This window comes from Kocuria sp. NPDC057446, assembly GCF_042802875.1.
Classification (GTDB): domain Bacteria; phylum Actinomycetota; class Actinomycetes; order Actinomycetales; family Micrococcaceae; genus Kocuria.
In genome coordinates this window covers 1-17,762 of sequence record NZ_JBHVDI010000072.1, presented here as the reverse complement: position 1 = coordinate 17,762, position 17,762 = coordinate 1, and the positions used below count along the sequence as shown (strand labels likewise).

Genomic DNA, 17,762 nt, shown 5'->3' with positions numbered 1-17,762 from the left:
CGGCAGTTCGCCGCGCTCGTCGCCGGCGAGCGCGGCCGGGAGGTCCTGGCCGCGGCGGGCTTCGGGACGCCGTGACCCGGCGTCGCCCCCGCGGCTTCAGCACCGTGCCCGGCTGGGTGTGGGTCCCCGCGGCCCTGGGCGCCCTCGTGGTGGTCCTGCCGGTCCTCGGGATGCTCGCCCGGGTGGACGCGGGCGGTTTCCTCGGCCTGGTCGGCTCGGAGTCCTCCCGCGCCGCGCTGTGGCTGAGCCTGCGCACCGCGGCCGCCTCCACCGCGCTGTGCGTGCTGCTGGGCACCCCCATGGCCCTGGTGCTGGCCCGGGCGCGGCTGCCCGGCGCGCGGCTGCTGCGGGCCCTGGTGCTGCTGCCGCTGGTGCTGCCGCCCGTGGTCGGCGGGATCGCCCTGCTCCACACCTTCGGGCGCCACGGGCTCGTCGGGCGTCACCTCGAGCTGGCCGGGATCAGCATCGCCTTCACCACCGTGGCCGTGGTGCTCGCCCAGACGTTCGTGGCGCTGCCGTTCCTCGTGGTCAGCCTCGAGGGGGCGCTGCGCAGCGCGGCGACGGGCTACGAGGAGGTGGCGGCCACGCTCGGCGCCCGGCCCACCACCGTGCTCCGCCGCGTCACCCTTCCCCTGGTGCTGCCGGGGCTGGCCTCCGGCGCCGTGCTCTCCTTCGCCCGATGCCTGGGCGAGTTCGGGGCCACCCTGACCTTCGCGGGCAGCCTGCAGGGGACCACCCGCACCCTTCCCCTGGAGATCTACCTGCTGCGGGAGACGGACCCGGACGCCGCCGTCGCCCTCTCGCTCGTGCTCGTGGTCGTGGCGGTGCTCGTCGTGGGCCTCACGGCCCCGGCGCGCCGGACGGCGGGACGGCGGTGACCGCTCCGGAGGGGCTGGCCGTGACCGCCCGGCTGGCAGCCCGGGACGTGGACCTCTCGCTGACCGTCCCGGCGGGGGAGACCACGGCGGTGACCGGCCACAACGGTGCCGGGAAGTCCACCCTCTTCGCCGTCCTCGCCGGGCTGCTCGTGCCGGACTCCGGCCGGTGCACCCTCGACGGGTCCGTGCTCTTCGACCTCGACGACACCGGGCGCGGTCGCTGGCTGCCCCCGCACGAGCGCGGCATCGCGCTCATGGCGCAGGAGCCCCTGCTGTTCCCGCACCTGAGCGTGCTCGAGAACGTGGCCTTCGGACCGCGCAGCCGCGGGCTCGGCCGCGGCCGCGCGCGGACCGTCGCCCGGCAGTGGCTCGCCGAGGTGGGCGCCGAGCAGTTCGCCGAGCGCCGGCCGGGCCGGCTCTCCGGCGGCCAGGCGCAGCGCGTGGCGATCGCCCGGGCCCTGGCGGCCGAGCCGCAGCTGCTGCTGCTGGACGAGCCGTTCTCCGCGCTGGACGCCGCCACGGTGCCGGTCGTCCACGAGCTGCTCGCCCGGGTGCTGGCGGGGCGGACGGCCCTGGTCATCAGTCACGACCCCGGGGACGCCGCCGCCCTGGCCGGGCACGTCGTGGTGCTCGAGCACGGCCGCGTGGTGGCGGGCTGACCGCCGCGCCGGGCCGCTCCCGCCCGGCGCCCGGGTCCGCGCAGTACCATCGGTCCCACCACCGACGTCGTATGACCCGGCTCACACGACCCACCCCGTCGTGTCGGGCCGACGAGAGGACCACCCATGACTCCCGTCCTGCCCGGAGAATCCCCGTCCGTGGAGCGCCGCCCCGGCATCCCCTTCCCGGACGCCGACCTCTTCTGCTTCGCCTCCCTCCTGCCGCCGGACGAGCGCGCGCGGCTGGCCGACCTGCACGCGTTCCTCCAGGCGGAGGTCCGCCCCGTGGTGACCCCGTACTGGAACCGCGAGGAGTTCCCGTCCCACCTGCTCCCGGGCCTGGCCGCGCACGGGCTGGGGGAGCTCGAGCTCTCCGGTGCGAGCCGGCTGTTCCGGGGTCTGGCCTACGCCGAGGTCGCCCGGGCGGACGTGTCGCTGTCCGCCCTGGTCGGGATCCACAACGAGCTCATCGTCGACCTGATCGACGCCCTGGGCTCCGCGGAGCAGAAGTCCCGCTGGCTGCCGGAGCTGCGCCGGTTCCGGGCCCTCGGCGCCTTCGCCCTCACCGAGCCCGAGCACGGCTCCGACATCGCCGGCGGCCTGGCCACCACCGCCACCCGGGACGGCGCCGAGTGGGTGCTCAGCGGGACCAAGCGCTGGATCGGCGCCGGCACGATCGCCGACGTCGCGATCGTCTGGGCCCGGGACACCGCCGACGGACAGGTCAAGGGCTTCCTCGTGGAGACCGACCGGCCGGGCTGGACGGCCACGAAGATCGAGCACAAGATCGGCCTGCGCATCATGCAGAACGCCGACATCGTCCTGGACGAGGTCCGGATCCCCGCCGGCAACGCCCTGCCCGGGGCGCGGAGCTTCACGGCCGCCAACGAGATGCTGCGCAACTCCCGCGCCTGGGTGGGCTGGCAGGGCGCCGGGGTCCAGCTCGCGATCTTCGACGTCGCCCGCGACTACGCCCTGGCCCGGCGGCAGTTCGGCCGCCCGCTCGCGAAGTTCCAGCTCGTCCAGGAGCCGCTGTCCCGGATCCTCGGCAACGCCACGGCGGCCCTGGGGCTCATGGCCCAGATCGCCCGGCTCCAGGAGGACGGGGGCTTCGACATGCCGCACGCCGCCCTGGCCAAGGCCACCACCACGTCCCTGGCCCGGGAGTCCGCGGCCCTGGGCCGGAGCCTGCTCGGCGGCAACGGCGTGGTGACCGACCACGAGATGGCGAAGCTCTTCAACGACGTCGAGATCCTCTACACCTACGAGGGCACCTACGAGATCAACGCCCTCATCGTGGGCCGCGCCGTCACGGGCGTCTCCGCGTTCGTCTGATCCGGGCCCGCACCCCTCCGGCGCGCCCCCGATCCCGAGTTCCTCTCCCGAAAGGACCCCGCATGGACGTCACCGACACCTCCGCCCTCGTCACCGGCGCCGCCTCCGGCCTCGGCGCGGCCACCGCCGCGATGCTCGCCGGGCGCGGCGTGCGGGTCTTCGCCGTCGACCTCCCGGCGGCGCTCGAGCAGGCCCCCGACGTCCCCGGCGTCAGCCACGCGCCCGCCGACGTCACCGACCGGGAGCAGGTGCGCGAGGCCGTGGCGGCCGCCGCCGGGGCCGGGCCCCTGCGCACCGTGGTCAACTGCGCCGGCATCGGCCCGTCCGCCCGGGTGCTGGGCCGGAAGGGCGTGCACGACCTCGACCTGTTCGAGACCGTGCTGCGCGTCAACCTCCTCGGCACCTTCACGGTCCTCGCGCTCGCCGCGGAGCGGATCGCGGCCACCGACCCCGTCGACGACGACGGGCAGCGCGGGCTGGTCGTCAACACGGCCTCCGTCGCCGCCTTCGAGGGGCAGGTGGGGCAGGCGGCCTACGCGGCGTCCAAGGGCGGGGTGCACAGCCTGGGCCTCACCGCGGCCCGGGACCTCGCGGGCGCCGGCATCCGGGTGAACACCATCGCCCCCGGGGTGATCGAGACGCCCATGCTGGCGTCGGTGAGCGAGGAGTTCCGGGCCGGGCTCGCCGCGGGGGTGCCGTTCCCGCGCCGGCTCGGCCGCCCCGGGGAGTTCGCGCAGCTCGTGGCCACGTTCCTCGACAACGACTACCTCAACGGCACCACCGTGCGGATGGACGGCGCCCTGCGGATGGCTCCGCGCTGAGGAGGCGTTGTCAGGACGGCTCCGGCCCGGCGGGTCGCGTCCTGCCGCAGCGGGGCCTGCTTTCGGGCAGGAGGCGACCCCTCGCGGTGAGGGGGCGCACGACGTGACTCCTCGCGGCCGGGGGGAGTCCCCGCCTGCAGGGGCAGACGGGGGCACGCCCGCGCGGCCCATAGACTGGGGCCATGACCACCGACTTCTCGCCCGTCGACCTCGCGACCGCCCGTGAACGCCTCCGTCAGCTGATCGTCGACCTCGCCGTGGTGCGCGGCAAGGTCACCCTGGCCAGCGGCATCGAGGCCGACTACTACGTGGACCTGCGCCGGGTGACCCTGCACCACGAGGCGTCCCGCTACGTGGGCCAGGTGATGCTCGCGATGCTCGACGAGGCCGGGATCTCCTTCGCCGCCGCCGGCGGGCTGACCATGGGCGCCGACCCCGTGGGCCACGCGATCATGCGCACCGCGGGGGACCAGGGTCGGGCCGTGGACATGTTCGTGGTCCGCAAGGGCCAGAAGAGCTACGGGATGGGCCGACAGGTCGAGGGCCCCCCGGTCGAGGGTCGCGACGTCGTCGTCGTGGAGGACACCTCCACGACCGGCGGGTCCGCACTCACCGCGGTGGAGGCCATGCAGCGGGCCGGCGCCAACGTGGTGGCCGTGGCGATCATCGTGGACCGGCGGACCGGCGCGAAGGAGCGCATCGAGGAGACGGCGGGCGTGCCGTGCCTGCACGCCTTCACGAAGGACGAGCTCGGGCTTGACTGACCCCGACGGGACCGGCGTCCCGGCGCCCGCGGTGGGCGTCGGCCCCTGGGAGGGCCCGTGGCCCGAGGGCGAGCAGTGGGACCCGGATCTGCTCGAGCACGGGGACCGGCGCAACGTCGTGGACGGCTACCGGTACTGGACGATGGACGCGATCGTCGCCGACCTCGACACCCGCCGGCACGGGTTCCACGTGGCGGTCGAGAACTGGCAGCACGACCTGAACATCGGCTCCGTGGTGCGCACCGCCAACGCGTTCCTCGCCCGGGAGGTGCACATCGTCGGCAGGCGGCGCTGGAACCGCCGGGGAGCGATGGTCACCGACCGGTACCAGCACCTGCGCCACCACGCGGGCGTCGAGGAGTTCGCGGCCTGGGCGGCCGCCGAGGGCCTGCCGGTGATCGGGATCGACAACTTCCCCGACTCGCAGCGGCTCGAGACCTACGACCTGCCCGAGCGCTGCGTGCTGGTGCTCGGCCAGGAGGGGCCGGGGCTCAGCCCCGAGATGCACGCGGCGGCCGGGGCCACCCTGTCCATCGCGCAGTTCGGCTCGACCCGCTCCATCAACGCCTCCGCCGCGGCCGCGGTGGCGATGCACGCCTGGGTCCGGCGGCACGTCTTCGGCCAGCCGGTCGCCTGACGCGCGACCCGCGGCGTCCGCCCGCCCGCGCCCCGTCGTCCCACGGCGCCGTGTTGGCTAGAGTGGGAGCCAGGCCACACCCGAACCGAAGGAGCCAGCATGCCCATCGCAACCCCTGACGTCTACGCCGAGATGATCGACCGGGCCAAGGAGAAGGGATTCGCCTACCCGGCGATCAACGTCACCTCCTCCCAGACGCTCAACGCCGCCATCCGCGGCTTCGCCGAGGCCGGCTCGGACGGCATCATCCAGGCCTCCACCGGCGGCGCCGCCTACTGGTCCGGGGCCTCCGTCAAGGACATGGTCACCGGCTCGCTCGCGATGGCCGCCTTCGCCCGCGAGGTCGCGAAGAACTACGACGTCAACATCGCCCTGCACACCGACCACTGCCCGCAGGACAAGCTCGAGGGCTTCGTGCTGCCGCTGCTGGAGGAGTCCGAGAAGGCCGTGGCCCGCGGCGAGGACCCGATCTTCCAGTCCCACATGTGGGACGGCTCCGCCATCGAGCTCGACGAGAACCTGAAGATCGCCCAGGATCTGCTGGCCCGCACGAACAAGGCCAAGATCATCCTCGAGGTGGAGATCGGCGCGGTCGGCGGCGAGGAGGACGGCGTCGAGAACGAGATCAACGAGAAGCTGTACTCCACCGTCGAGGACGGCCTCGCCACGGTCGAGGCCCTGGGCGCCGGCGAGAACGGCCGCTACCTCACCGCCCTGACCTTCGGCAACGTGCACGGCGTGTACAAGCCCGGCGGGGTCAAGCTGCGCCCGGAGCTGCTGCAGCAGATCCAGGAGGAGGTCGGCAAGAAGCTCGGCCAGGACCGTCCCTTCGACCTCGTCTTCCACGGCGGCTCCGGCTCCTCCGCGCAGGAGATCGCCGACGCCGTCTCCTACGGCGTGGTCAAGATGAACGTGGACACCGACACCCAGTACGCCTTCACCCGCCCCATCGCCGGGTTCATGTTCGCCAACTACGACGGCGTCCTGAAGATCGACGGCGAGGTCGGCAACAAGAAGAAGTACGACCCGCGCGTGTGGGGGGCCCTGGCCGAGGAGTCCATGGCCGCCCGCGTGGTGGAGGCCTGCCAGAACCTCGGCTCCGCCGGGACCTCCGTCAAGTAGCCGCCCCTCCGCGGCCGCGGAGCACGACGGCGGCGCCCCGCCCGAGCGGGGCGCCGCCGTCGTTCCCGCGCCCGTCCCGCACGACCCCGCCGTCCCGCGCACCGAAAGGACCCCGTCCCCCATGAGCCTCACCGGCAAGAACCTGCTCGGCGGCCCCGAGCCCACCTACCTCACCGAGGACCCGGGCCTGGTGGAGCGCATCGAGGCGGGCGACGAGGCGCAGGACCTCGCCGCGCGCTTCCCGAAGGCCTCCCTCGCGTGGGCCATGTGCGCGGAGGACGCCCTCGCCGAGGGCCGGACCCTCGAGGGCTACGCCTTCGCCCGCGTGGGCTACCACCGCGGCCTCGACGCCCTGCGCGGCCACGGGTGGAAGGGCCACGGCCCCGTCCCGTTCTCGCACGAGCCCAACCGCGGCTTCCTGCGGGCGCTCGCGGCCCTGGGCCGGGCCGCCGCGGCGATCGGCGAGTTCGACGAGGCCGAACGGATCCAGAAGTTCCTCAACGACTCCGACCCGACCGCCGCGGAGCAGCTGCAGCGCTGACGACGGTCGTCAGGGCCCGGGGACGTCGGTCGTCCCCGGGCCCTCGTCGTGCGCGGTCGCGGGCGTCGGCCCCGTCGCCGTTCCCGCCCGGCAGGCAGGGTTGGACCGGGTCGGCGAAGCGCTTACAGTTTGATTGTCGACAATCGTCTCGTCCGGGGTGTCCCCGGCGCGACGTGCGGGACGAGAGCGTGCCGCGGGCGCCCGCGGCCGGTGCCGCGGGTGTGGTGCCGCCGGGCGCGGACCGGCCCTGCGCCCGGGGGCGCGGCTCGCCCTAGGATGGATCCTCGGCCCGGGCGCTCCGCCCCGGGCCGGACGAGAGATGGAGAGCAGCATGGCAGCCCGGTCGGCCCTTCCTCCCGTGGTCCAGGAGTCGACACCTGCGCTCATCGCGAGGATCCTGCGCGAGGCCATCGCCGACGGGCGCTTCCCGCCCGGCAGCCAGCTCGTGGAGCAGGAGCTGGCCCGGGAGCTCAACGTGAGCCGCGGACCCCTGCGCGAGGCCATGCAACGCCTCACCCAGGAGGGTCTGCTCGTGGGCCACCGCAACCGCGGCCTGTTCGTCATGGAGCTGACCGAGGACGCGGTCCGGGACATGTACCTCGCCCGGGAGGCCGTGGAGTGCGCCGCCGTGCGCCGGATCGTGGCCACGGGCACCGGCCCGCGGGCCGCCGAGGCCCTGGCCGTGCCGCTGGGCGAGATGCGGGACGCCGCCCCGGAGCCGAACGGGCGCGCGATGTCCGAGGCGGACCTGCACTTCCACGAGCTGCTCGTGGAGCTCGCCGGCAGCCCCCGGCTGCTGAACATGCACCGGACGCTGCTCACCCAGATCCGGATGTCGCTGACCGGCATGCAGGGGACCTACGGGTCCGCCGACGCCCGCCTGCGGGAGCACGTCGAGATCGTCGAGGCGCTCGCCGCGGAGGACGCCGACCGTGCGGACTCCCTGCTGCGGGCCCACATGCAGGACGGCCTCGAGCGGGTGCTGGGCGCCTGACCGGACGGCGCCACGGTCCCGCGTGCGCCGCGCCGGTGCGCGCCCGGCGGCGGGCCGTCAGGGCGCGCCGGGATCCCCGCCACGGTCCTCGCCCCGGCCGCCGGCGTCCGGCCGCCCTCCGCCCCGGCCATCGTCCGGCCGACCTCCGTCACGGCCCCGGCCGGGCCGGCGCGGACGCCACGTGGGGCGGGGCCAGTCCCTCCGGGGCAGGCGCACGTTCCACTCGCCGGCCCCGGGCAGCCGCCATCCCCGGCGCCGGGCCACCACGGTGACCGTGGCGGCGGTCAGGATCGCCGCGGCCATCCCCGCGTTGGGATGGCCCAGGCCGTGCAGCACCGCCATCTCGGCGCTGCCGATCACCGCGCCCGTGGCATAGAGGGTGTTGCCGCCGAAGATCATCGGCACGCGCCCCACCGCGATGTCGCGGATCATCCCGCCGCCCACGGCGGTGATCACCCCGATCATGACGGCCGGCAGCCAGCCCAGCCCTACGTCGAGGGCCTTGCCCGTGCCCGTGGCCGCCCAGCAGCCCAGGGCCAGCGCGTCGGCCACGACCAGCACGCGGTTGGTCCACTTCCCCTGGAGCCGGAGGAAGAAGGCGATGGTGGCGTCCGCGATCGCCGTGATGAGGTACGCGGGGTTCGTCAGGGCCACGGGGAAGCCGACCTGCAGGAGGGTGTCGCGCAGCAGGCCCCCGCCGAGCGCGGAGACGACGGCCAGGAACGCGAAGCCGACGGGATCCATCTTCAGCTGGCGCGCCACCGCGCCGCCCAGGACACCGTTGGTCAGGACCCCGAGCAGGTCGACGACGTCGAAGGCCATGCTCGGGTCCAGGTTCTCCACAGCCACCACGTCCACGACCACCTCGCCCAGGGCACACCGACGCCCGAGAGTAGCACCCGCCTCCCGCGCTCGCGCCCGGAGCGCTCACCGGTGCGACCCGGCCCTGCTCGGGGCCACGGAGCACGACGCCCGTGGGCGTCCGGACGACGGGCCCGTCCCGGGGACGGACCAGCCGGCCTGAGGACCGGCCGGTCAGAGGAAGGGCCGCAGCGGCACCAGGACGGTCTCGGCGAACCGCGCCAGGAGGTGCCGGCCGGACCAGTCCTCGGTGGTGAGCTCCCGGCAGTTCGCACTGTCCGCCGCGAAGATCCGCTCCATGTCGGCCGCGAAGTCCTCGTCGTAGACCTCCAGGTTCGTCTCGTAGTTGAAGCTCAGGCTCAACCGGTCGATGTTGGCGGTGCCGACGGTCGACCACTGCCCGTCGATGGTCGCCGTCTTGGCGTGGATCATCGCGTCGCGGTAGAGCAGCACCGTGATCCGCTCGTCGAGCAGCGTGGTGTAGAACCCCCGGGAGAGCCAGTCGGCGAGGACGTGGTTGGAGTTCTCGGGCAGGATCACCCGCACGTCCACGCCGCGGCGGGAGGCCTCGACCAGCGCGTCGAGGATCTGCTGGTCGGGGATGAAGTAGGCGGTGGTGAGATGGATGTGGTGCCGGGCGCGGCGGACGGCGTCCAGGTAGACGCTGCGGATCGGGTAGACCCGGTTGGCCGGGGTGTTGCTCATCGAGCGCAGCCGTGAGTTCCAGCCCCCGGGGTTGCGGTAGGGCAGCTGGGGCCCCGGTCCCCACGGGTGGTTCCACACCTCCGTGAAGGCGTGGCTCAGCTCGAAGGTCGCCGGGCCGGTGAGCCGCACGTGGGTGTCCCGCCACTGCGTGGCGTAGAGGGAGCCGATGTTGTAGCCGCCCACGAACCCGATCTCGTCGTCGACCACCAGCAGCTTGCGGTGGGTCAGCCCGGTGGCCCGTACCGGGCTGACCAGCAGACGAGCGCGCAGCACGGGGAAGCGGAAGGCGTGCACGTCGGGGTGGAAGCGGTAGAAGGACCGGGGGACCACCAGGTTGCCGAATCCGTCGTAGACCACGTACACCTCGACGCCGCGGGCGGCGGCGCGGTTGAGGGCGTCGCGGACCGCCCGGCCGACCTCGTCGTCCTTCCAGAGGTAGGTCTCCAGCAGCACCCGGTGCTCGGCGCCGTCGATGGCGGCGAGCATCTGCTCGTACAGGTCCTCGCCGTACGTGTAGATCGCCGTGCCCGTGCCGGCCACCTCGCCCTCGAACGTCCCCGGGCGGGGGAACCCGGAGCGCCGGATCCGGCTCCGGCGCTCGATCGCGTCGGTGGCCACCAGGGTCGCCACCACCACCGCCTGCACGGCGACCAGGCCCAGGACGGAGCGGACGGCCAAGGAGCGGAGCAGACGGGGAGCCGAGGAGCGAGAGGATCTCATCCGCAAAGCCTACGCGGGGGTCACGAGTGCCGTGCCGCGGACGGCACGACGCCCTCGGCGGGGCGCCGGTCCGGCAGAGCGCTACCGGTGCCCGAGCTCCGCCCCGGCGAGGCCCAGGGCCCGGGCCAGGCGCCGCACGCCCAGCTCCGTGCGCTCGGGGCTCGTGGACGCGAAGCACAGCCGGAAGGCGTCCTGGAACCGTCCCGAGGGGGACAGGGAGGGGCCGGGGATGAAGGCGACGCCCTCGGCCAGCGCGATCTCGAACAGCCGGGGAGCGGCCACGGCCGCGTCCTCGCCCTGCAGCGTCACCCACAGGAAGAAGCCGCCCTCGGGGTCGGTCGTGACCACCCGGGAGCCCAGGTGGCGGGCGATCGAGGCGTCCATGGCGTGCTTGCGCCGCCGGTACTCCGTGCGCAGCCCGGCCAGGTGGTCGTCGTAGCCGCCCTGCCGCACGAACCGCTCCACGATGTGCTGGGCGGGCACGTTCGTGCACGTGTCCATGGCCTGCTTGCCGGCGATCAGCAGCTTCCGCAGCCGCGGATCGGCGTCCACCCACCCGACGCGCAGGCCCGGGGCGAGGACCTTGGAGAAGGTCCGCACCGAGAACACCAGCGGGTCGTCCGGGCTGAGCTCCCGGAACCCGGGGACGTCCTCGCCGGCGAAGCGCAGGCCCCCGTACGGGTCGTCGTCGATGATCATGGCCCCCCACCGGTGCGCGAGCTCCAGCAGGCGCCGCCGGCGCGCCTCGCTCAGGGTGGTGCCCGAGGGGTTCTGGAAGTTCGGGATCGTGTAGACGGCCCGGGGGGTCCTGCCGGCCTCGGCCACCAGGGTCTCGAGCGCGTCCACGTCCATGCCGTCCCGGTCCATCGGGACCTCCAGGATGTCGGCGCCGTAGCTCAGGGCCGTCCCGGAGCCGTTCGTGTAGGTGGGGGACTCGACCGCCACGAGGTCCCCCGGGTCCACGAAGAGCTTGAACGCGAGGTCGAGTCCCTGCATGCCCCCGGAGGTGATGACGAGGCGTTCCGGGCGGGTCGGCTCCGGGGTGGTGGAGTGGTGCTCCACCACGGTGTCGATGAGGCCCGGCTCGCCCTCGGTGGCGCCGTAGGTGAAGGACGAGGCGTCGAGCACCTCGGCCGCGATGCGGCGGAACTCGGCGGTGGGGATCATCTCGGCGGCGGGGGCGCCCATCGCGAAGCGGACGATGTCGTGGGACTGGGCGGCGAGCAGGGACGTCGAGGAGTCGATGACCGACCCCACGAGCCCGTCCGCCCGGCGGGCCAGGGGCAGCAGGCCCCGGGCGGGGTCGCCGCTCACGCCCGCGGTGGGCCTGGTCGGCAGGTTCGCGATGGTGGTGAGGGGCGTGGTGGTGGTCGTCATGGGATCACTTCCTGAGCAGGGTACGGGGGAAGGAGGTCAGGGCCTCCGACCCGGTGGCGGTGATGCGGATCGACTCGGAGACCTCGTAGCCGTACCCGGTCATCCACATCCCGCAGATGAGGTGGAACGTCATGTTCTCGGCGAGCACGCTCTCGTCCTCCGAGCGGATGCTGATGGTGCGCTCGCCCCAGTCGGGGGGGTAGCCGATGCCCACGGAGTAGCCGAGCCGGCTGGGCTTCTCGAGCCCGAACTCCGCGAGCGCCCAGTTCCAGGTGCTCGCGAGCTCGCGCACGGGCACCCCGGCGGCGGTGATGTCGAGCACGGCCTCGAGCCCGGAGGCGACCGCCTCCTCGAGCAGGCCCAGCTCGGCCGTGGGCGGGCCGAGCATGACCGTGCGGGCCAGCGGCACGTGGTAGCGCCGGTGCACCCCGGCCAGCTCCACCACGACGGCGTCGCCCTCCCGCAGCACCCGGTCCGACCACGTGAGGTGCGGGGTGTCGGCGGAGGCCCCGGTGGGCAGCATCGGCACCATCGCGGGGAAGTCGCCCCACGCGTCGCCGACCCCCTCGGTCTGGGCCCGGGCGATCTGCGCCGCGACCCGGTGCTGCGGGACCCCGACCTCGATGGTGTCGATCGCGGCCTGCATCGCGGCCGTCGTGACGCGGGCGGCCGTGCGCATGTACCGGATCTCCGCGGGGGACTTCACGGCGCGCACCCAGTTCACGAGGTCGAAGGCGTCCACGAGGGTCCACTCCGGGAGCGCGTTGACGAGGGAGCGGTAGCCCTTGGGGGAGAAGAAGTGGGAGTCCATCTCCAGCCCCACGCACCCCCGGGCGGCCGGGGCCACCTGGCCGCGGCGGCGCAGGGCGAAGGCCACCCAGTCGAAGGGGTGCAGGTGCGGCCGGTGCACGTAGCGCTCGGGGTAGCCGACGATCTGCTCGGGGCGCAGCCGAGCGGTGCGGAACGCGCCGTGGGCGTCCATCTCCCGCAGGAACAGCAGCACATCGCCCTCGGCGGGCACGAACAGCAGCTGCGGGGTGTAGAAGGACCAGGCGTCGTAGCCCGTCAGGTAGAACATGTTCGCGGGGTCCGTCACGACCAGCGCGTCCAGGCCCTGCTCCGCCATCCTCTCCCGCACCGCGCGCAGCCGCGCGGCGTACTCGTCGTCGTCGAACAGCGCGGGACGGACGTCCGGGTCGGCCACGGGTCCCTCGGTCACGGTGTCATCGGCCACGGGGCACCGCCGTGTACTTCGTCTCGAGGAACTCCTCGATCCCCACCCGGCCCCCCTCGCGTCCGAGGCCCGAGGCCTTGACCCCGCCGAAGGGTGCCGCCGGATTGGAGACCAGGCCCGTGTTGATCCCGACCATGCCGACCTCGAGGGCCTCGCTGACGCGGAAGCTGCGGTCCACATCGCGGGTGAAAAGGTAGCCCACGAGTCCCCACGGGGTGTCGTTGGCCCAGCCGAGCACCTCCTCCTCCGAGTCGAACGGCACCACGGGCGCCACCGGCCCGAAGATCTCCTGGGACATGAGCTCGGCGTCGGGACTGACCCCGGACAGGACGGTGGGGGCGTAGAACCAGCCCCTGCCCTCGGGCCGGCGGCCCCCGCACAGCACGCTCGCGCCCCGGGCCAGGGCGTCGCCCACGAGCTCCTCCACCTTGGCCAGGGCCTTCTCCTCGACGAGGGCGCCCACCTGGGTGCCATCGGCCACACCGTGGCCCACGGTGAGGGAGCCCATGCGCTCGGCGAGCCGGACGGAGAACTCCTCGGCCACGGAGCGGTGGACGAACAGCCGGTTGGCCGCGGTGCACGCCTCGCCCATGTTGCGCATCTTGGCGGTCATGGCGGCCTCGACCGCCACGTCGAGGTCGGCGTCCTCGAACACGATGAAGGGTGCGTTGCCGCCCAGCTCCATGGACGAGCGCATGACGTGCTGGGCGGCCTGCTCGAGCAGCCGGACCCCCACCTCGGTGGAGCCGGTGAAGGAGATCTTGCGGGCGATCCCCGAGGACATCCAGGGCCCGACCACGGAGGAGGCCTTCGAGGTGCACACCACGTTGAGCACCCCCGCCGGCAGGCCGGCCTCGACCAGGACGTCCACGAGGGCGAGGGAGGACAGCGGCGTGAGGTTCGCGGGCTTGAAGACCATCGTGCAGCCGGCCGCGACGGCCGGGCCGATCTTGCGCGTGCCCATGGCCAGCGGGAAGTTCCACGGGGTGACCAGCACACAGGGACCCACCGGCTCCTTCGACACCAGGATGCGGGTCCTGCCGTCGCCCGAGACGGTCATGTCCCCGCCGATCCGAACGGCCTCCTCGGAGAACCAGCGGAAGAACTCCGCGGCGTAGGCGACCTCGCCCCGGGCCTCGGCCAGGGGCTTGCCCATCTCCGTGGACATCACCAGCGCGAGCTCGTCCTGGCGGGCCATGATCAGGTCGTGGGAACGGCGCAGGATCTCCCCGCGCTCGCGGGGCGCGGTCCGACCCCAGTCCTTCTGGGCCCGTCCGGCGGCCTCGATCGCCCGGACAGCGTCCTCGGGGCCGCCGTCCGCCACCGTGGCGACGACCTCCTCGGTGGCGGGGTCGACCACGTCGAAGCGGCGCCCGGAGGCGGCCTCGGCCCAGCGGCCGTCGACGAAGATCCCGGTGCTGACCCCGGCGACGGCCTCCCGGGAGCGGCGCAGGACGTCGTCGGAGGCGGTGGTGGGGGCGGCGGAGGTGGTCACGGGCCGTCCTTCCGGTCGGGAGGGGTGCGGGTGGCGGCGCGGTCTCCGGTGCGTCCGGGCGCGGTGCGGGACGGGGCGGCGGTGCTCATGCGCTCGCCGCCGACCCGACGAGGACCTCGGCCAGGGCCGCCTCGAACCGCTCGAGGCCCGTGCGGATCTCCTGCTCGGAGACCACGAGGGCGGGGATCAGCCGGACCACGTTGCCGGCCGGTCCGCAGGTCAGGGTGAGCAGCCCGTGGCCGGTGGTGGCCTGCTGCACGGCCAGCGCGGCGGCCGCGTCGGGGGAGCCGTCCTCCTGCGCGAACTCGATGCCCTGCATCAGCCCCCGGCCGCGGACGTCGCTGATCCCCGGATAGCGCCGCCGCAGGGGCCGCAGCCCCGCCCGCAGCTGGTCCCCGCGGACCCGGGCGTTCTCCACGAGGCCCTCGTCCCGGACCACGTCCAGGGTGGCGCAGGCCGCCGCGGCGGCCACGGCGTTGCCGCCGTAGGTCCCGCCCTGCGAGCCGGGCCAGCCCCGCTCCATCAGCGCCGTCGGCGCCGCGATCGCCGAGATCGGGAAGCCGGAGGCGAGGCCCTTCGCGGTGATCAGCACGTCCGGGACCACGTCCGCGAACTGGTGGCCCCAGAACCGCCCGGTCCGGCCCACCCCGGCCTGCACCTCGTCCAGCAGCAGCAGGATCCCGTGCCGGTCCGCCCGCTCCCGCAGACCCTCGAGGAAGGCCGGCGGGGTGGGCAGGTAGCCGCCGTCGCCGAGCACGGGCTCGATGAGGAGGGCCGCGGTGTCCTGGGGCGCCGTCCGGGTCACCAGGAGGTAGTCCAGCTCCCGCAGGGCGAAGTCCACCGCCGTCGTCTCGTCCCACCCGTAGCGGTGGGCGTAGGGGAACGGCGCCATGTGCACCCCGCCCATGAGCGGGGAGAACCCGGCGGAGAACCGGGTGCCCGCCGTGGTGAGGGTCGCCGCGGCCACGGTGCGGCCGTGGAAGCCGCCCTGGAACACCACGACGTTGGGCCGGCCCGTGGCCATCCGGGCCAGCCGCACCGCGGCCTCGACCGCCTCGGAGCCGGAGTTGGCGTAGAACACGGAGTCCAGGCCCGGCGGCAGGACCTCGCCCAGCTTCCCGGTGAGCTCGAGCAGCGGCGGGTGCAGCACGGTCGTGTACTGGGCGTGGATGACCCGGCCGACCTGCTCCCGGGCCGCCTCCACCACCCGGGGGTGGCAGTGGCCCGTGCTGGTCACCCCGATCCCGGTGGTGAAGTCCAGGTAGTCCCGTCCGTCCGTGCCGGAGATCCAGCACCCGCGGGCGGAGTCGACGACGACCGGGGTCGCCTGCTTCAGGAGCGGACTCAGTGAGGTCATGGCTCATCATGGGAACAGCTCCGGAAGATTGTCAACAATCGGACCGCCCCCGTAGGGTGGCCCCATGAGCACCGTGCGCGAGCCGCCCCGTGTCGTCGTGCTGACCGCCGAGGGCACGCCACCGCCGGGCAACGAGACGGCCCTCCGCGCCCTCGCCGACGTCACCGTGGTGACGCGGGAGGAGCTCGCCGACGCCCTGGCGGGGACCGGCGGGCGCCGCCCGGCGGAGGTGCTGCTCCTGTGGGACTTCTTCTCGGACGCCCTCGAGGACGCGTGGGACGCCGCGGCGGGGCTGCGCTGGGTGCACGTCGCGGCGGCCGGTGTGGACGCCATGCTGTTCCCGGACCTGCGCGCCTCCGGCGTGCGGCTGACCAACGCGCACGGGGTCTTCGACCGGCCCATCGCGGAGTTCGTCCTCGCGGCGGTCCTGGCCCAGGACAAGCAGCTGCACCGCAGCCGGGACCTGCAGCGCGAGCACCGGTGGGTGCACCGCGAGCTGCGCCGCACCGAGGGCTCCACGGCCCTCGTGGTGGGCACCGGCGGGATCGGCCGCGCCACGGCCCGCCTCCTGCGAGCCGTGGGGATGGAGGTCCGCGGCGCCGGGCGCACCGCCCGGCCGCAGGACCCCGACTTCGGGACCGTCGTCCCCGCCGCGGACCTGGCCGAGCACGCCGGTTGGGCCGACCACCTGGTGCTCGCCGCGCCCCTGACCGGGCGCACCCGCGGGATCGTGGGCCCCCGGGTGCTCGCGGCGCTGTCCCCGCACGCCCACCTGGTGAACGTCGGCCGGGGCGCGCTGGTGGACGAGGACGCGCTGGTCGAGGCGCTCCGGTCGGGGCGCCCGGCGGCCGCGACCCTGGACGTCTTCGACACGGAGCCGCTCCCGCCGGGCCACCCCTTCTGGACGATGGACAATGTGCACGTGTCCGCGCACATGTGCGGGGACGTGGAGGGGTGGCGGGACGAGCTCGCCGCCCAGTTCGAGGACAACCTCCGGCGCTGGACGGCCGGGGAGCAGCTGGTCAACCAGGTGGACAAGGACGCCGGCTACGTCCGTTCCCCGTGAGGGGCGGCGGACGGGGCCCCGCGGCGACGGTGCCGCGGATCCCGGGCCGGCGGACCACGACGAGAGGAGAGCGCGGACCATGCGCGTAGCAGTTCCCAGAGAGATCAAGCCGGCCGAGCGGCGGGTGGGCCTCGTGCCCGCCGGGGTGACCCAGCTCGTGCGCGACGGCCACGAGGTGTTCGTGGAGACCGGCGCGGGGGAGGGGTCCGGATTCGACGACGACGCCTACACCGCCGCGGGCGCCGAGGTGGTCGACCGCTCCGCCGTGTGGGAGCGGGCGGAGCTGCTGGTCAAGGTGAAGGAGCCGGTGGCCGAGGAGTACGGGTTCCTGCGCCCCGACCTCACGCTCTTCGCCTACCTGCACCTGGCCGCCGACCGCCCGCTCACCGAGGCGCTGCTGGCGGCGGGCACCACCGCCGTGGCCTTCGAGACGGTGCGCGCCGGCCGGATCCTGCCCCTGCTCCAGCCGATGTCCGAGATCGCGGGCCGGCTCGCCGCGCAGTCCGCCGCCCACCACCTGCAGTCCAACGCCGGCGGTCCCGGGCTGCTGATGGGCGGGGTCCCCGGCGTCGCCGCGGCCAAGGTCGTGGTGGTCGGCGGCGGGGTCGTGGGCACCCAGGCCGCGCTTATGGCCTCGGGCCTGATGGCCGACGTCACGGTCCTCGACGCCAACGGGGCGCGGATCCGTGAGCTCACCGACCTGCTCGGGCACCGGGCCCGCGTGCTGATGAGCGACGAGCACGTGCTCGAGGAGGAGATCTCCGGGGCGGACGTGGTGATCGGGGCCGTGCTGGTCCCCGGGGCGGCGGCGCCCAAGCTCGTGCGCCGCGAGCACCTCGGGGTGCTGCACGACCACGCCCTGCTCGTGGACGTCGCCATCGACCAGGGCGGGTGCTTCGAGACCTCCCGGCCGACCACCTACGACGACCCGACGTTCGAGGTGGACGGCATCACCCACTACTGCGTGGCGAACATGCCCGGCGCGGTGCCGCGCACCGCCACCCGGGCCCTCGCCAACGCCACCATGCCCTATCTGCGGCGCCTGGCCCGCGGCCCGGAGCAGGCCCTGGCCGGCGACCCGGAGTTCGCCGCCGGGCTGAACACGGCCGCCGGCAGCATCCGGCACACCGGGGTGGCGGAGGCCTTCGCGGACCTGCCGGCGCAGCTGGGCTGAGCCCCGGCGGGCGCCCCGCCGG

At 74.3% G+C, this 17,762-nt stretch carries 17 protein-coding genes; 11 read left to right on the top strand and 6 right to left on the bottom strand.

Translation table 11 applies throughout. The features are described 5' to 3' along the window. Window positions 1–71 precede the first annotated feature (71 nt). The 9 genes from ACFU0Y_RS10365 (at window position 72) to ACFU0Y_RS10325 (ending at window position 7,751) form a co-directional block, all read left to right on the top strand. The gene (locus ACFU0Y_RS10365; RefSeq protein WP_380214413.1) at window positions 72–878 is read left to right on the top strand and encodes an ABC transporter permease; all 807 of its coding nucleotides are present in this window, start codon (window positions 72–74) and stop codon (window positions 876–878) included. Then, window positions 875–1,537: a sulfate/molybdate ABC transporter ATP-binding protein gene (locus ACFU0Y_RS10360; RefSeq protein WP_380214412.1), complete on the top strand. Its 663-nt coding sequence runs from the start codon at window positions 875–877 to the stop codon at window positions 1,535–1,537. The genes ACFU0Y_RS10365 and ACFU0Y_RS10360 overlap by 4 nt, the downstream gene beginning before the upstream one ends. A 126-nt stretch (window positions 1,538–1,663) precedes the next feature. Beyond that, window positions 1,664–2,872 (top strand): acyl-CoA dehydrogenase family protein, encoded by a 1,209-nt coding sequence (locus ACFU0Y_RS10355; RefSeq protein ID WP_380214411.1) that lies wholly within the window; start codon window positions 1,664–1,666, stop codon window positions 2,870–2,872. Window positions 2,873–2,934: 62 nt separating this feature from the next. Next, window positions 2,935–3,693, top strand: coding sequence for an SDR family NAD(P)-dependent oxidoreductase (locus tag ACFU0Y_RS10350; protein ID WP_380214410.1), 759 nt, complete (start codon window positions 2,935–2,937; stop codon window positions 3,691–3,693). 182 nt (window positions 3,694–3,875) lie between these two features. Beyond that, window positions 3,876–4,457, top strand: a complete 582-nt coding sequence (gene pyrE, locus ACFU0Y_RS10345) for an orotate phosphoribosyltransferase (protein ID WP_380214409.1) — start codon at window positions 3,876–3,878, stop codon at window positions 4,455–4,457. Next, window positions 4,450–5,094, top strand: coding sequence for a TrmH family RNA methyltransferase (locus ACFU0Y_RS10340; RefSeq protein WP_380214408.1), 645 nt, complete (start codon window positions 4,450–4,452; stop codon window positions 5,092–5,094). The genes pyrE and ACFU0Y_RS10340 overlap by 8 nt, the downstream gene beginning before the upstream one ends. A gap of 99 nt (window positions 5,095–5,193) precedes the next feature. Then, window positions 5,194–6,216 (top strand): class II fructose-bisphosphate aldolase, encoded by a 1,023-nt coding sequence (gene fbaA / locus ACFU0Y_RS10335; protein WP_380214407.1) that lies wholly within the window; start codon window positions 5,194–5,196, stop codon window positions 6,214–6,216. A 121-nt stretch (window positions 6,217–6,337) separates the two neighbouring features. Continuing rightward, complete coding sequence (locus ACFU0Y_RS10330; RefSeq protein WP_380214406.1) at window positions 6,338–6,757, top strand: DUF3151 domain-containing protein; 420 nt, start codon at window positions 6,338–6,340, stop codon at window positions 6,755–6,757. A 331-nt stretch (window positions 6,758–7,088) separates the two neighbouring features. Continuing rightward, window positions 7,089–7,751, top strand: a complete 663-nt coding sequence (locus ACFU0Y_RS10325; protein ID WP_380214405.1) for a GntR family transcriptional regulator — start codon at window positions 7,089–7,091, stop codon at window positions 7,749–7,751. A gap of 57 nt (window positions 7,752–7,808) precedes the next feature. Here the strand turns inward: ACFU0Y_RS10325 and ACFU0Y_RS10320 are convergent, their stop codons facing one another. The 6 genes from ACFU0Y_RS10320 to ACFU0Y_RS10295 all read right to left on the bottom strand — a co-directional run bounded on the left by ACFU0Y_RS10320 (window position 7,809) and on the right by ACFU0Y_RS10295 (window position 15,500). Continuing rightward, entirely contained in the window at window positions 7,809–8,609 is an 801-nt protein-coding gene (locus tag ACFU0Y_RS10320) for a trimeric intracellular cation channel family protein (protein WP_380214404.1), read from the bottom strand. Window positions 8,610–8,786: 177 nt separating this feature from the next. After that, a complete protein-coding gene (locus tag ACFU0Y_RS10315; RefSeq protein ID WP_380214403.1) occupies window positions 8,787–10,037 on the bottom strand; it encodes a phosphatidylserine/phosphatidylglycerophosphate/cardiolipin synthase family protein in 1,251 nt (416 codons plus the stop codon). 81 nt (window positions 10,038–10,118) lie between these two features. Then, entirely contained in the window at window positions 10,119–11,414 is a 1,296-nt protein-coding gene (locus tag ACFU0Y_RS10310; protein ID WP_380214402.1) for a PLP-dependent aminotransferase family protein, read from the bottom strand. Window positions 11,415–11,418: 4 nt separating this feature from the next. Continuing rightward, entirely contained in the window at window positions 11,419–12,633 is a 1,215-nt protein-coding gene (locus ACFU0Y_RS10305) for a M24 family metallopeptidase (protein WP_380214401.1), read from the bottom strand. A gap of 4 nt (window positions 12,634–12,637) precedes the next feature. Further along, on the bottom strand, window positions 12,638–14,101 hold the full coding sequence (locus ACFU0Y_RS10300; RefSeq protein WP_380214414.1) for an NAD-dependent succinate-semialdehyde dehydrogenase: 1,464 nt from the start codon (window positions 14,099–14,101) through the stop codon (window positions 12,638–12,640). Window positions 14,102–14,228: 127 nt separating this feature from the next. Continuing rightward, complete coding sequence (locus tag ACFU0Y_RS10295) at window positions 14,229–15,500, bottom strand: aspartate aminotransferase family protein (protein ID WP_380214399.1); 1,272 nt, start codon at window positions 15,498–15,500, stop codon at window positions 14,229–14,231. Between the two features lie 64 nt (window positions 15,501–15,564). Between ACFU0Y_RS10295 and ACFU0Y_RS10290 the strand changes: the two genes are divergently transcribed. After that, window positions 15,565–16,566 carry a D-2-hydroxyacid dehydrogenase gene (locus ACFU0Y_RS10290; RefSeq protein WP_380214398.1) on the top strand — a complete coding sequence of 334 codons (1,002 nt, stop codon included), beginning with the start codon at window positions 15,565–15,567 and terminating at the stop codon, window positions 16,564–16,566. 79 nt (window positions 16,567–16,645) lie between these two features. Next, window positions 16,646–17,740: an alanine dehydrogenase gene (ald, locus tag ACFU0Y_RS10285; RefSeq protein WP_380214397.1), complete on the top strand. Its 1,095-nt coding sequence runs from the start codon at window positions 16,646–16,648 to the stop codon at window positions 17,738–17,740. The last annotated feature ends 22 nt before the right edge of the window (window positions 17,741–17,762 follow it).

What these genes read in the sequence shown, in the direction of transcription:
- ACFU0Y_RS10330 (WP_380214406.1), top strand. Translation starts at nt 6,338, where the DNA reads ATGAGCCTCACCGGCAAGAACCTGCTCGGCGGCCCCGAGCCCACCTAC.
- ACFU0Y_RS10310 (WP_380214402.1), bottom strand. Translation starts at nt 11,414, where the DNA reads ATGACGACCACCACCACGCCCCTCACCACCATCGCGAACCTGCCGACC.
- ACFU0Y_RS10355 (WP_380214411.1), top strand. Translation starts at nt 1,664, where the DNA reads ATGACTCCCGTCCTGCCCGGAGAATCCCCGTCCGTGGAGCGCCGCCCC.
- ACFU0Y_RS10350 (WP_380214410.1), top strand. Translation starts at nt 2,935, where the DNA reads ATGGACGTCACCGACACCTCCGCCCTCGTCACCGGCGCCGCCTCCGGC.
- pyrE (WP_380214409.1), top strand. Translation starts at nt 3,876, where the DNA reads ATGACCACCGACTTCTCGCCCGTCGACCTCGCGACCGCCCGTGAACGC.
- ald (WP_380214397.1), top strand. Translation starts at nt 16,646, where the DNA reads ATGCGCGTAGCAGTTCCCAGAGAGATCAAGCCGGCCGAGCGGCGGGTG.
- ACFU0Y_RS10315 (WP_380214403.1), bottom strand. Translation starts at nt 10,037, where the DNA reads ATGAGATCCTCTCGCTCCTCGGCTCCCCGTCTGCTCCGCTCCTTGGCC.
- ACFU0Y_RS10290 (WP_380214398.1), top strand. Translation starts at nt 15,565, where the DNA reads ATGAGCACCGTGCGCGAGCCGCCCCGTGTCGTCGTGCTGACCGCCGAG.
- ACFU0Y_RS10295 (WP_380214399.1), bottom strand. Translation starts at nt 15,500, where the DNA reads ATGACCTCACTGAGTCCGCTCCTGAAGCAGGCGACCCCGGTCGTCGTC.
- fbaA (WP_380214407.1), top strand. Translation starts at nt 5,194, where the DNA reads ATGCCCATCGCAACCCCTGACGTCTACGCCGAGATGATCGACCGGGCC.
- ACFU0Y_RS10325 (WP_380214405.1), top strand. Translation starts at nt 7,089, where the DNA reads ATGGCAGCCCGGTCGGCCCTTCCTCCCGTGGTCCAGGAGTCGACACCT.